A 14,419-nucleotide genomic window follows, 5' to 3' on the forward strand; every position below is an offset into this window, starting at 1 on the left:
AAACACTGTGAATTAAATCGTGTCGACCAGATATCTGGAGACTTCCCACCTTCCCCGTCATGGGGTTCTTATGGGAGTCTCTTTTTTTATATTCGAATAAATGACTAAAGGGGGAATGCTTGATGAGCGTATTATCATTAGATATTGATTTGCCGAGCAAATGGTTTCAGACGCCCCAAGGGCACCGGGTTGAAGCACTTCATAACATTCAATTACAAATTAAAGAAGGTGAATTTATAACCATTATCGGTCCAAGCGGCTGCGGTAAAAGCACACTGCTCAAGATCATCGCCGGGCTGGATACCGAACATAACGGCAAGGTGCTTCTCGAACAGAAACAGGTTGAAAAGCCGGGTATCGATAAAGGATTTATTTTTCAGGAGCATCGCTTATTTCCTTGGTTGACTGTCGAGAAAAACATCGCCGCCGATCTTAGTTTGAAAGATCCTGACGTTAGGGCGCGCGTAGATCACCTCATCGAGCTTGTGAGGCTGAAAGGCTTCGAGAAATCGTACCCGAGGGAGTTATCTGGAGGGATGTCGCAGCGTGTTGCCATTGCACGAGCTTTGCTCCGGAATCCGAAGGTGCTTTTGTTGGATGAGCCGTTTGGGGCCTTGGACGCCTTCACGCGTTCGCACTTGCAAGAGGTCGCGCTCGACATCTGGGAGAAGAACCGGACAACGATGATCCTTGTCACGCATGATATCGATGAAGCTGTATTTCTGGCTACCCGAGTCGTCGTGATGGATGCGCGTCCGGGCACGATCCGTAATATCATCTCAGTCGATTTGCCCTATCCGCGAAAAAAGACAACCGTCTCGTTCCAAGAGCTGCGCAAGCTGGTACTGAGTGAATTTGAACCTATTGATGAATTAGAGCTGATCGACAGCTCGGGTATTTAACTAAATGAGAATGAAAGTGAGGGAGCAGCGATGAGTCAAGCCGAAGTTATTGTTGCAAAAAATCAGCCCATATCCCGGCCGAAGGCAGCGGAACCACCCGTTTCGTCGGAACAGCCGAACCTTTCAAAGCCGCAAAGGAAAGAAGCCAAATGGGAGCTTGTTGTGCGAGGGAGCATTTTGCCTCTGACCGTTTTAATCCTATGGCAAATTTTCGGATCATTAGGCGTTGTGTCCAAAACTTTGCTGCCTACTCCGTATGCGATTTGGCAGGCTTTTTATGACTTGCTCATTAGCGGGGAGCTTTTCAAGCATGTGAAAATTAGCATTTGGCGTGCGGCTGTCGGCTTTCTGATTGGGGGCAGTTTAGGGCTGGCATTTGGCTTGCTCGTCGGCTTGTTCCGCAAGTTCGAGCAGACGGTTGACCCTTCGGTTCAGATGCTGCGGACGATCCCGCATTTGGCCATCACGCCGCTTTTTATTCTCTGGTTTGGATTTGGTGAGTTCTCCAAGGTGCTGCTTATTGCGAAAGGGGCGTTTTTCCCGTTGTATGTGCAGACTTTCCTGGGGATTCGGAACGTGGATTCCAAGCTGTTTGATGTCGCTCGGGTGCTGGAATTCAGTAAGTTTAAACAAATTACGAAGTTGGTCTTGCCAGCGGCGCTGCCTAATATTTTGCTTGGCTTACGGCTGTCGATCGGCGTTGCTTGGTTAGGTTTGGTCGTAGCTGAACTCATGGGCTCAAGCGAGGGTGTTGGCTATTTGATTCTGGATGCCAGACAGTTCTCGCAGACGGCGATTGTGTTTGTTGGGATTTTGATCTTTGCCTTCGTAGGCAAGGGTTCCGATTCCTTGGTGAGGATTCTGGAAAAGAAACTATTGAAGTGGCGCGACAGCTTTAACGGGTAATCGTATAATAATCGGAAAAAAAGAGCCCCAGAGACACCTATCTCAGTCGAAAAGAACCATTTTCGTCAGATAAAAGCCTCTGGAGGCTCTTTTTGGCGTCTGTACCGGCCTGTCTTGGATTTTAACTGACCGCCTAATTTCGACAGACAAAATCCAGCTTTTATTTTATGATAGAAGATGAAATGAAAACGCTTACGTAGTTGCGCTCCTACAAATAGATGAGGTGAACAAGTTGTGATGAAGCTAACTTCGAATCTGAAGCTGGAGCATTCCCCCATTTTCAGAAGTTTTCTTGTTTCCTATGTGCTCATCCTGTTTATTCCGATGGTGACGGGGTTCATCTCTTATTATGTTTCCTCAGATATCATTAAATCCAGTTCACTTGAAGCAAGCGCAATGATGCTAAACCAAAGTAAAGACGTCTTAGATCGCAGAATGGAAGAGGTTGAAAGTATCACAAGACAACTGTCGTTGGACCAGGAACTGAACTATGTGCTGAATCAGCAAGTGGATGTCGAACACTATGACGTTTATGCACTGTGGAAGTCATGGCGTAATACGGCGGCTTACAGCTTGACGAACACTTTTCTGGAGGATTTCTACATTTATCTGAACAATTATCATGCTATTTTTACGCCATCCGGTGTGTATGTGCGCCCTGACGATTTTTTCGACCTGTACCATTACGAGGATGTAGATCCGGCCAAGTGGAAGCAGAATCTGCTCGGCAATATTCATCGCAGGGAAACGCTGCCATCAAAGCCGTTTATCGGTAATGGAAAGAAAAGCAACGTCATTACCTATTTGCAGTCAATTCCGTTCGATAGCTTTCAGCATTCGCTCGGTACGGCTGTGATTTTGATTGATGAAAATGAAATCGCCAAAATGCTGGAACGCATTCCGCAGCAGTATGGGGGCTGGGCCTATATCAGCGATAAGGACGGTCATCCGATTGCCAGAGTCGGCATTGATGATGCCCAAATTCAAGCGATGAATATCCCGCAGATGATCGGTCAACAGCCAGGGAATATCGTTGAAGGCGAAACGCTGCTTATCTCCTCGAAATCGACCTATAACGGCTGGGTGTATGTTGTCGGCTTGCCCAAAAGCGTCGTTTTGAAACAGTCGGTATTCATTGCCAAGGTAACTTGGACGATCACGATTTCAACGTTATTGTTAGGGATTATTGCGGCCTTATTATTTGCCTACAGGAACAGTGCGCCCATCAATCGGATCGTTTCGGTTTTTCGGGAACAAATTGGCCAAGGCGGGTACAAAGGGAAAAATGCTTTCGATTTTCTGCAAGGGAATATTTCCGACTTACTCGCAAGTCAGCGTTCTTTGGAAGAGGAGCTGAAGCGCCAGCTGCCTTTGTTAGAAGATGCTTTTGTAAAACGGCTATTGAAAGGGGAATTTGATTCTTTGCAGGAAGTCCAGACATTAATGCACTCACTGCCAAGCATGAATTTGAAAAATGAAACCGGCCATGTAGCCATCATTCGGATTAACGGTTATAGCGGCCTGGTCAGTCAGGAAATTATTCACGAGCTGAATGCGGCAAGGCTTTTGATCAAAAAATGTCTCATTGATTTGAGCCGTGTTTTTCAACTCAATGTAACGGATATCGACTCGGATAAAATCGCCATGCTGATGACGCTGAAGGAAGAGGACGCCGAATTGGAAGGGGAGGACATGACGGCTAATTTGACCGGATTGTTTGAACAACTGAGAGAATATGTGAAAGAGGAGTACCGAATTCAAATGACGGTGGCCATTGGCGGCAGCTTCCAGTCCCTTTCCGACAGCAGCCGCTCCTTTGAGGAAGCGAGGGGAGCGCTTGATTATTCGGTTTTTATGGAAGAGGCGGAAACGATCTGGTACCGGGATGTGATCAAGGAATCAACGAGCTACTACTACCCGATTGATATGGAGCTGCGGATGCTGAATGCGGTCAAGATCGGTGAGCTGCAAGAGGTTCATCGCATTTTTGAACAGCTCCTGGCACAGAACTTCACAGAACGGCAGCTATCGGCCGAGATGGTCCAGCAATTATTCGGCGAGTTGAAAGGGACGTTCTTTAAGCTGCTGCAGCATAGTCCATTCACGGATCAGGCTGTTTCGCAAGGGCTTAAAGCGCGGATTGAGCATCTGCAGCTCTCCGTCAGTCTCGATCGTTTCCGCAATGACATTCTTGAACTGCTCGAAGCGTTCTGTAGTAGAGTGCTTAAGAAAAAAGAGGATAGTACGGGGGAAATGATCAACAAAATTGTGGATTTCCTCGATCAACATTACTCAGATGCTGATTTGAATCTGTATAAGATATCGGTTGACGTCGAGCTGCCGGAGAAGTATATTTCCCAGTTATTCAAGGATCACACCGGTGAAAATTTATCGGACTATGTAGAGAAGATTCGGATTAAGAAAGCGACGGATCTTCTGTTTAACAGCCAACATACGATCGATGAAATTTCGCAATATGTCGGCTATAATAGCGCGCATGCGTTCCGGCGAGCTTTCAAGCGCGTATCAGGTGTTTCCCCCAGCTTTTACCGAAAAACGGTCAATTAAGGCGGTTTTTGCATAGGCGTACCCTTGTGATAGAAGTGTACCTATACAGGAGGTCCGTTTTGTGATTAAGTGGGGGAGTTCATGATTTCATTCGTAAAAAGGAGCTGTTAACTTTGAAATTACGTTATCAAAGCTACGCCAAAGCATGGACGGAAGCGCTTCCTATCGGGAACGGCCGACTCGGGGCCATGGTTTTCGGCGAACCGGAAGTCGAGCATTTGCAGCTGAATGAAGATACGCTTTGGTCAGGCCGTGGGCCTGTTGACGGAAACAATCCGAATGCGAAGCACGTTCTGGCGGAAGTTCGCGAACTCCTTGCTGAAGGTCGCTACGAGGAAGCGGACAAGAAGAGCAAGGGAATGATGGGGCCATACAACCAATCCTATATGCCGCTTGGCGATCTTTATTTGAAGTTTCTCCACGGGGGCGTAGTTCGCGCCTATGAGCGCAATCTGGATTTGACGAATGCCATCACCCAGGTGGAGTACCGCATAGGGGATATCGTGTATAAACGCGAGATGTTCGCTTCATTTCCGGATGGAGTCATTGTAATTCGTCTTGAAGCAAGCGCTCCAGGCGCTTTGAATTTCACAGCCCGGCTGGATAGTCCTCATCCGTATCGAACGATCCAAACGGCCGAGCATCTCTTTTTGCAGGGCATCTGCCCGGAGCATGTTGATCCTAACTATTACAACCGCGATGAGCCCGTCCTATATGGAGATCCTGAGACAACGGAGGCCATGCGCTTTGAAGGGCGACTTGGCGTTCGTCTGGAAGATGGCGCTGCTACCCTTGATCATGATGGCTTGCATATTAGAAAAGCCACAGCTGTAACGCTGATCTTCAGCGCGGAAACCAGCTTTCAAGGATTCGATAAACCTCCTGCGAGGGAGATTGGCGATCTTTCCTCCACGAATGAGGAACGCCTGGAGCAGGCGCTGAGCAAATCCTATGAGCAATTGCGGCAAGCTCACATTCAGGATTACACGGCGTTATTCCATCGTGTGGAGCTGAACCTTGGCGCTTCCGAGGCGTCTGAGGGGATGCCAACGGACCGACGAATTAAGCAGTATGGGGCGAAGGATGCCGGACTCGTCGAGCTGCTGTTTCAATATGGCAGGTATTTGCTGATTGCAAGTTCACGCGCCGGATCGCAGCCAGCCAATCTCCAGGGCATATGGAACAAAGAATTGAGACCGCCATGGAGCAGTAATTTGACGTTGAACATTAATGCGGAGATGAATTATTGGCTTGCGGAAACATGCCATTTATCCGAATGCCATGAACCGCTGCTCGGCTACATACAGAACTTGTCCACCAATGGGCGGAAAACGGCTGAAACAAATTATGGCTGCCGTGGCTGGGTGGCCCATCATAACGGAGACATCTGGTGCCAGTCAGCACCAGTCGGGGATTATGGACAAGGTGATCCGGTCTGGGCGCTGTGGCCGATGTCGGGGGCATGGCTTAGTCAGCATCTTTGGGAGCATTACGCGTTCACCAAGAATGAGACCTATTTGCGTGAGCACGCTTATCCGATCATGAGGGAAGCAGCGCTTTTCTGTCTGGATTGGCTTCATACAGACGAAAACGGCCATTTAATTACTTCGCCCTCCACCTCGCCGGAGCACAAGTTTGTGACGGCAGATAGGCAGAAGGCTGGTGTGAGTCAGGCAACGACGATGGATATGTCGTTAATTTGGGATTTGTTTACGAATAGCATCGAGGCTGTCGATGTGCTGAAGCGAGCGGAGGATGCGTCCCTTAGAGACGAGATGGCGGCAGCTTTAGAGAAGTTGAAGCCGATGCAAATCGGCAAGCACGGCCAGCTTCAGGAATGGTCGGTGGATTGGGAGGATGAGGATGTCCATCATCGCCATGTGTCGCATTTGTTCGGCATATACCCTGGACGTCAATTGACGGAGCAGGGAACGCCGGAGCTGTATCAGGCTGCGCGAAATTCATTGGAGCGGCGCGGGGATGGCGGCACAGGGTGGAGCTTGGCATGGAAAATCTGCTTATGGGCACGTTTCCAGGACGGAAACCGAACGCTGCAGCTAATTTCCAATCTGCTTCAGCTGGTGGAGGAAGACGCAACGAACTATCATCGTGGTGGCGTCTATGCTAACTTGTTCGATGCGCACCCGCCTTTCCAAATTGACGGCAACTTCGGATTTACCGCCGGTGTGGCGGAAATGCTCGTCCAATCGCATGCCGGCGAAATTGCCTTGCTGCCTGCCCTGCCGGACGCATGGCCGAATGGCTACGTGAAGGGCCTCCGAGCAAGAGGAGCGATAGGCGTTAGTCTCTCTTGGGAGAGCGGCGCTCTGAAGGAAGCAGAGGTCGAAGCGCAAGTAGGTGGCAGCTGCCGCATTCGCACCAAGGAGATCTTGCTCACGGTTGAATCGGACGGCGAGCCAGTACCTTTTGAACGTGTGACGGAGGGAGTCATCCGTTTCGATACGGAGGCGGGTCGAACGTACAAGCTGCGCAGTGTATAAAGGCTACTAACAGAACGGCGGGTTCCATCAGGACCTGCCGTTTGGCATTTCTTCTGAGAATTGTACCTGTCAAATGCAAGTGTACCCTTTCTATTTTCGGCGGATGTACGCATCATTTTGAGATGTACCTTTACGCTGAAGTGGGAAATATGGTCTTGTATAGATAGAAAGCGCTATCAAACAGGAGGGATTGATCTGGATACCGTATCCGTCAGAGAAACACGCGCTCCGAGTGTGACCAAGAAGAAGTCCAGGCTGTGGATGGAGGCGAGCAAGAGCTTTCGGAAGCACTGGCAGTTCTATTTACTTATTATACCGGCTGTCCTGTACTTCCTTATCTTTAAGTATATTCCGATGGTGAACGCCGTCATCGCCTTCAAGGATTACAGCGTCGTCAAAGGAATTTGGCACAGCCCCTGGGCCGGGCTCAAGCATTTCCATCTCTTCTTCAATAACCCGCAATTTTGGGTGTTGATCAAAAACACGCTGTTCCTCAGTTTATATCAGATCGCAATTGGCTTTCCCGTTCCGATTTTACTCGCTTTGGCGCTAAACGAAATCCGCAACGGCTTCTTCAAAAGAGCCGTGCAGCTCGTCACCTACGCGCCTTACTTCATTTCAACCGTTGTCATGGTTTCCATGATTATGCTGCTTCTCTCCCCGAGATTAGGCGTGATCAATATCATTTTGCAAAGCTTTGGCATAGAATCGATTAACTTTCTTGGCATCCCGAGCATGTTCCGTAGTGTTTACGTATGGTCTGATGTATGGCAAGGCGCAGGGTACTCAGCCGTGATTTATTTGGCCGCATTGGCCGGGGTGGACCCATCGTTGTACGAAGCGGCTAAAGTGGACGGAGCTTCTCGATTTCAGAAAATCATCCATATTGATATACCTGGCATTATGCCTACAGCCGTCATCATTTTGATATTAAGCGTAGGGAACATCATGTCTGTCGGATTTGAAAAAATCTATTTGCTGCAAAATCCGCTGAATCTCGAAACCGCTGAGATTATCGCTACTTATGTCTATAAAATCGGGCTGTTGAATGCGAATTTCAGCTTCGCAACGGCAGTTGGTTTGTTTAATTCGGTAGTTAATTTGATTCTGCTTTTGCTGGTTAATGCGATAGCCAAAAGAATTTCTAGTACAAGTCTCTGGTAAAAAGAAAGGAGAGGACCCGCCAAATGATCAAGATGGGGCGTCGCATTCGTGAATCGACGGGGGACCGGCTGTTCCTGACGGGTGTGTATCTATTTCTGGGGATCGCACTGATCGTCGTTCTTTATCCGCTAGTCTTCATTGTCAGCTCATCCTTAAGCAGCCCGCTCGCCGTTTCATCCGGACGTGTGTGGTTATGGCCCGTGGACCTGACATTCGTGGGATACAAGGTTGTATTAAGCAATCCGCAGGTGCTTCAGGGCTATGGAAACTCGTTATTCTATGCCTTCTTCGGCACATTAATCAGCGTTACGTTAACGATTGTTTTGGCTTACCCGCTATCCCGAAGGACCTTTTTTGGACGCAGCGCGTTAATGATGTTCATAACTTTTACGATGCTTTTCTCCGGCGGTCTGATTCCTACGTATTTGGTCGTCAAACAGCTGGGTCTGCTCGATACGAGGTGGGCGCTGTTAATCCCGCAAGCCATATGGGTATGGCAAATCATTATTGCCAGGACGTTTTTCCAGTCTTCCATACCGGAGGAATTGGCGGAAGCAAGCGAAATGGATGGCTGCAGCGATTTCCGTTTTCTGTGGAGCGTTGTGCTGCCGTTGTCCAAACCAATCATCGCTGTGCTGATTTTGATGTATGCCATCGGGCAGTGGAACGCTTATTTTGATGCTTTGATCTATTTAAAAACACAAAGCTTATACCCGCTGCAGTTGATTCTTCGCGGTATTCTGATTCTCAATTCGGCGGCGTCAGGCAATATTGATGCGGCAGAGCAGCTGAGAAGGCAACAGTTTGCCGATTTGACCAAATACTCGCTTATTGTCATAGCAAGCTTGCCTGTTTTGGTCATTTATCCTTTTGTACAGCGTTATTTCGTCAAAGGAATGTTGATTGGTTCTGTGAAAGGTTAGAAGACACCTAGGAGAGGTGGTGGTGCGGCTAGGGATTACATGAGAAGGAACTTGAAAGCTTGGATAAAACACATGCAGGGGTTACCATTTGACAACGAAAGGGAGAGGGCGCATTTGAAAAAAACGATTTCAACCTTATGGATAATGCTGCTTACGATCAGCTTGGTTCTCACAGCTTGTACATCCCCAACTGCTACTGATACCAGTACACCTGGCGCAACAGGCGCGGCAAAACCAGCGGAGGGCACGGGCGCTCCGGTTCCAATTAAGATCTTTGCGCAACAGGACGCGAATGTCGATCTGGCGACAAACAGTTTTTCCAAATTGGCGGAGCAAAAATTCAACATTAAATTCTCATGGCAGACCGTTCCTTTCGATGGTGCGGCTGAGAAAAGACAAATCTCACTGGCCAGCGGCGATTACCCGGATTTGTACATGCTGATTCCATGGGTGGATAAATTTTCACAGACCGATATTCTTCGTTACTCGCAGCAAGGCGTAATTCTTCCGCTGGACGATCTCATTAAACAATATGCACCAAATGTACAAAAGGCTTTGGATAAATACCCGTACTTCAAGGCGATGAACACTGCTCCCGACGGCAAAATATACGGGCTAACGCAGCTCGTCGAATGCTATCACTGCTCCTATCCGAATAAAATGTGGATCAATTCGTCCTGGCTGAAAAAGCTGAATCTGACGATGCCCAAAACACTGGATGAATATAAGCAAGTTTTGGAGGCTTTTAAAACAAAGGACCCGAACGGCAATGGCAAAGCGGACGAAGTGCCGCTAAGTGGATCTATTGAGGACTACGGGGTTCACATCATTCCTTACTTTATGAACGGTTTTATCTATGACGACGATCGCACCTACCTCTTGCTGAACAATGGCAAAGTGGATGTAGCAGCGAACAAAGATGAATGGAAGCAGGGCTTGCAGTTCGTGAAGTCCATGTATGACGCCGGCTTAATTGACAAAGGAGCATTTACGCAAAATGCAACCGCCTACAAGAAGATTGGCGACAATGCGGATGCGCAAATTCTAGGCGCCGGTGCCGCTATGCACCCGTACATTTTTGTTACGGGCGGATCGGATAATTCCAAAACGTATGATCCAGTTCCACCGCTGACAGGACCGAATGGGGCGTTTGCCACTTATAATTACCCGAGCGATCCGGGCGCAACCTTTGTACTGACGAATAAAGCAAGCAAGGAAGCGCAAATCGCCGCTATTAAATTAGTCGACTACATGTTTACGCAGGAAGGCCAGATCCGCGGTCATTTCGGCGAAGAAGGGAAAGACTGGCGGAAGCCGAAGGATGGGGATTCTCCTGTTGAGAAATCAGCGACTCCGCTTCTGGCTACGATTCCAACGCCGACAGGGGAAACTCCGCACAACTCGTCTTGGGGTGCGATGGCGCAATATTTCCAACCGAAAGAGTTCCGGGACAGCTGGGTAGCCGCTACGGATATCTATGACACAACAGGCTATGAGCGCAGATTGCAAGAAGCTACGCATCTGTATGACGGTAAGCAGCCAAAAGACGTATTCCCGCATTGGGCGATCTGGATCGATCCATCAACAGCTGATGAAGCCGCTATGTTGAAGACGAATATTAAAAACTACATTGATCAGAACTCGCTGCAGTTCGTCACAGGCGCCAAAGATTTGAACAAGGATTGGGATGCCTATGTAGCCGGCTTAAATAAATTAAACCTCAAACGTTACACGGAAATCATGCAGCAATCCTACGACAAGTCATTCAAAAAATAACACAGGGGGTCCTGTACGGCTCGAAGGGCCGTACAGGACTTTTACGCTGCCAAACGATAGGTAAGGGAGAGGATCGTCATGAACAGGAATGAGCAAGCGAAGCGGCACCCCATTAGCTATGACAAGCCGGCGCCGGATTTTTTTGAAGGCGCATTGATGGGGAACGGCGGCCTTGGCGCCGTGGTGACAACCCGTCCGGATGCGATTGTCATCCATTTTGGACATAACAATGTGTGGGACATTCGAATTGCAGAGAATAATCAAGAGAAAATCGGTACGTTTCAAGACGTATTGGAGCAATTGAAGCAGATTCCGCAAGATCTGGATACGTTCCGAGAAAACGAATGGTATCGCGAATACTGTGATATGACGGCGGAAAACTATAGCAAGCCTTACCCTCGCCCTATGCCGTGCGGCTCTCTTCTCCTCGGCTATGACCGGCGCAAGGCGGAAGTTCTGGGCCATAAAATACATATTCACAATGGTCTCTGTGAAGTATATTTCAAGCTGGAAGCGGGGGAGGAGGCTACCCTGCAATTGATTATCGAGCCTGAGGCGGATCGGATGTGGATGAAGCTTGTATCGCCGGAAGGCGCTGTCGGCGGGCTGTTCGATCGGGTCAAGCTCATCCCCGATCCTGATACGCCGAAGGAGCTGCCGCTTGCGCAGCTGGCTGTTGAGGCTGAGCGGAGCCAACTCAGCTTCAGGCAGACGCTCCCTTGGGCGCCAGAAGGGAATGAGCGCGATGCCAAGGACAAAGCGTTCCGCTTGGATGTTCGTGTTGCCGAGGATATCGAGGCTATGGACACCAAAGGCGGCGTACAAGCCAAGCTGCTCCAAACGGAGTCGTTCCTTGCTTATGTCGAACTGACAGAAGGCTTAGATGCTGCCGTTGCGGCAGGGCTTCAGGAGCTGGAGGTGCCTGGGGAGCAAGGGGTTGCCGCCGCTTTCGCTGCTTGCGAGAACAATTGGACATCGTACTGGAATTGTTCGGGTGTGAGTCTCGGCGATGAATTTCTAGAGCAGATCTGGTATTGGAATTTATATTTCTATCACTGCTCGGTCAAACCCGAAGCGACCTGTCCGGGGTTGTTCGCGAATTGGAGCTACCGTTCCATAGGCTCGGAGTGGCATGGCGACTACCACATGAACTACAATACGCAGCAGCCGTTCTGGCTTGCTTTTTCCAGCAACCATATCGACAAACATCTGGCTTACGTCAATATGGTCGATCATATTCTTCCTGTGAGCCGAAAATGGGCAAGTGAATACTACGGCATGCGTGGAGCCTATTATCCGCATTCCGCCTACCCTGTCGAAATGAACATCATGCCTTATCCAGTGCCGCATTGGGGCTGGGAAGTCTGTGAAACCCCATGGACAGTACAGAGTCTATGGTGGCATTACCTTTACACGATGGACCGGGACTTCCTGGCGGATCGTGCTTTTGTACCTATTAAGGAAGCCGTGTTGTTTTTGACGGATTATATGCGCAGGCCGGATACGCACGGGGAGGCGTGGGGGGATGACCGTTATCACATTTTCCCTACTGTCGTTCCTGAACTGTACGAGTTGACGCCTGGTTTTAAGAAAAATTACGACTGCCTTGTTGATTTGACGTTGACCAAATTTGTGTTTCACGCTTTTAAGGAGGCTTGTGGAACACTTGGAATTGAGCAGCAAGAGGAAGAGCTTCTGGGCAGCGTGCAAGAAATTTTAAGCAAATTTCCTGAATATGCAACGGCTGAATCACAGCGTGGTACCGTATTCGTATCGGTGCCAGGGGAGGATGCCGAGGTTGTCTATAACACGCCGAACGGTATTATGACGATTTTTCCGGGAGAGGAGCATGGACTTCACTCAACGGGTGAAGCGTACCAAACCGCGCTCAATTCCTATCTGAATCATCGGAACGAGGGCGGTAACGAGCTTGTTTTCTACCATCTTGCCGGAGCGCGAATGGGCCATCTGGACCTGGAAAAATTCAAACGGCAAATCAGTTACTGCCTGCTGCCTAATGGCACATGCACAGACCGTGTTCTGCTGTCTGGGGGCAGATACAGCGACACGTTAAGCTTTGATTTTATGCGCAGGGTCGGCATTTGGTTCGAGAACTTCGCGCTGCCGATCGTCATTAATGAGTGCCTGCTGCAAAGCTATAATGGCATTCTGCGCTTGTTCCCGAACTGGCCTAGCGAGCAGGATGCTGAATTTGCCACGCTGAGGGCGGTCGGAGCTTTTCTGGTGAGCGCATCGTTTTCGGGCGGCGAAGTGCAGTGGGTGGAGATCGAAAGCGAAGCCGGTGCTGAGCTGAAGTTCTACAATCCATGGGAGCACGGGACTGTGTGCAAGCAAGCTAGTGGAGATGTAACCGTCTATGATGACATCGTACACTTATCGACAAGCCCGGGCGAGAGAATCCGGTTGGTGAAAGCGAATGCTCAAGTAGCGGCGAGTTAAACGGATCATGGCCTGATCTCTAAGCCGAGGGGCTGGGGATCAGGTTTTCTTCTTCATGAAGCCGAGCGCCCCATAATGCTCCCCTCGACCGCTGATTTCATCATAGTAAGTTACCTCCAAGTAACTAACTCACTAATTTGATATTATGTAAGAAACTTTTCACTACTTATAATCCTTAATCAACTATTGATATAATAGTAGAGCCTGTAATTGAAAATATTAGGAGGTTAGCATGAAATGAAATATCGTAAATTAGGGCTTTCAGGATTAAAGGTAAGTGAAATTAGTTTAGGCAGCTGGTTGACATATGGTGGTTACGTTGAGCGTGAGAATGCAGTCAACTCCATTCATAAAGCTTATGAATTGGGGATTAATTTTTTTGATACAGCGAATGTGTATGAGCGTGGGAGGCCGAGAAGGTCGTAGGCGAGGTTTTGAAAAATTACCCGCGTCATTCCTACGTGCTTGCTACCAAAGTATTCGGCAGCATGGGCGATGGGCCGAATGACAGAGGGCTTTCCCGCAAACATATTTTTGAACAGCTGCATGCGAGTTTGCAGCGCCTTGGCACGGATTATGTGGATGTGTATTACTGCCATCGCTATGATAAGGAAACGCCGATTGAGGAGACACTGCGCGCACTGGATGATCTTGTTACACAAGGCAAAGTGCTGTATGTCGGCGTAAGTGAATGGACGGCTGCCCAAATGGCGCAAGCTTTAGCGGTAGCTGATAAATATTTGCTGGATAGAATTATCGTCAATCAGCCTATTTATAACCTTTTTAATCGGTATATCGAGAAAGAAGTGATTCCGCTAGGCGAGCAGCAGGGAATTGGTCAGGTGGTCTTCTCGCCATTGGCGCAGGGCTTGCTGACGGGTAAATACAAGTCTGTTTCTGACATTCCTCAAGATAGCCGAGCAGCGAAGCTGGATAATTTCCGCAAAGGATTGACGGAGGAAAATATCGCGAAAGTTCAGCAGCTTGAAGCGGTTGCGTCAGATCTGAACATGACGATTGGGAACTTGGCTCTTGCTTGGATCTTGCGTCAGCCGAATGTTTCCAGCGCCTTAGTAGGTGCGAGCCGTCCTGCACAGGTTGAGGACAATGCGAAAGCTTCAGATATTACATTATCCTCTGACGTTCTAGAGCGAGTAGAAGCGATAATAACGAAATAAGAATGACGAAATCTTAGTGCTCTTCAAAGGAGACAAGCGAT

General features: G+C 48.8%; 8 protein-coding genes and 1 pseudogene. All 9 read left to right on the forward strand.

From position 1 onward, the window contains the following. The first annotated feature begins 122 nt into the window (after nt 1-122). On the forward strand, nt 123-902 hold the full coding sequence (locus PCH02S_RS24455; RefSeq protein ID WP_127456719.1) for an ABC transporter ATP-binding protein: 780 nt from the start codon (nt 123-125) through the stop codon (nt 900-902). 69 nt (nt 903-971) lie between these two features. Then, on the forward strand, nt 972-1,808 hold the full coding sequence (locus tag PCH02S_RS24460; protein WP_407670125.1) for an ABC transporter permease: 837 nt from the start codon (nt 972-974) through the stop codon (nt 1,806-1,808). Between the two features lie 237 nt (nt 1,809-2,045). After that, complete coding sequence (locus PCH02S_RS24465; protein WP_246069246.1) at nt 2,046-4,376, forward strand: helix-turn-helix domain-containing protein; 2,331 nt, start codon at nt 2,046-2,048, stop codon at nt 4,374-4,376. A 113-nt stretch (nt 4,377-4,489) separates the two neighbouring features. Next, the gene (locus PCH02S_RS24470; RefSeq protein WP_127456722.1) at nt 4,490-6,877 is read left to right on the forward strand and encodes a glycoside hydrolase family 95 protein; all 2,388 of its coding nucleotides are present in this window, start codon (nt 4,490-4,492) and stop codon (nt 6,875-6,877) included. A gap of 309 nt (nt 6,878-7,186) precedes the next feature. After that, the gene (locus PCH02S_RS24475; protein ID WP_127456771.1) at nt 7,187-8,041 is read left to right on the forward strand and encodes an ABC transporter permease; all 855 of its coding nucleotides are present in this window, start codon (nt 7,187-7,189) and stop codon (nt 8,039-8,041) included. Between the two features lie 23 nt (nt 8,042-8,064). Beyond that, nucleotides 8,065-8,964, forward strand: coding sequence for a carbohydrate ABC transporter permease (locus tag PCH02S_RS24480; RefSeq protein ID WP_127456723.1), 900 nt, complete (start codon nt 8,065-8,067; stop codon nt 8,962-8,964). Between the two features lie 114 nt (nt 8,965-9,078). Further along, nucleotides 9,079-10,740, forward strand: coding sequence for a type 2 periplasmic-binding domain-containing protein (locus tag PCH02S_RS24485; protein WP_127456724.1), 1,662 nt, complete (start codon nt 9,079-9,081; stop codon nt 10,738-10,740). A gap of 78 nt (nt 10,741-10,818) precedes the next feature. Further along, complete coding sequence (locus PCH02S_RS24490; RefSeq protein WP_127456725.1) at nt 10,819-13,200, forward strand: glycosyl hydrolase family 95 catalytic domain-containing protein; 2,382 nt, start codon at nt 10,819-10,821, stop codon at nt 13,198-13,200. A gap of 237 nt (nt 13,201-13,437) precedes the next feature. Continuing rightward, nucleotides 13,438-14,378 (forward strand): annotated as a pseudogene (locus PCH02S_RS24495) (aldo/keto reductase family protein). Nucleotides 14,379-14,419: the final 41 nt, after the last annotated feature.

The organism is Paenibacillus chondroitinus NBRC 15376, from assembly GCF_004000765.1.
Taxonomy (GTDB): Bacteria; Bacillota; Bacilli; order Paenibacillales; family NBRC-103111; genus Paenibacillus_E; species Paenibacillus_E chondroitinus.

Excerpts from the sequence above, each read along its gene's own strand:
- PCH02S_RS24480 (WP_127456723.1), top strand. The coding sequence starts at position 8,065 with ATGATCAAGATGGGGCGTCGCATTCGTGAATCGACGGGGGACCGGCTG.
- PCH02S_RS24455 (WP_127456719.1), top strand. The coding sequence starts at position 123 with ATGAGCGTATTATCATTAGATATTGATTTGCCGAGCAAATGGTTTCAG.
- PCH02S_RS24465 (WP_246069246.1), top strand. The coding sequence starts at position 2,046 with ATGAAGCTAACTTCGAATCTGAAGCTGGAGCATTCCCCCATTTTCAGA.
- PCH02S_RS24490 (WP_127456725.1), top strand. The coding sequence starts at position 10,819 with ATGAACAGGAATGAGCAAGCGAAGCGGCACCCCATTAGCTATGACAAG.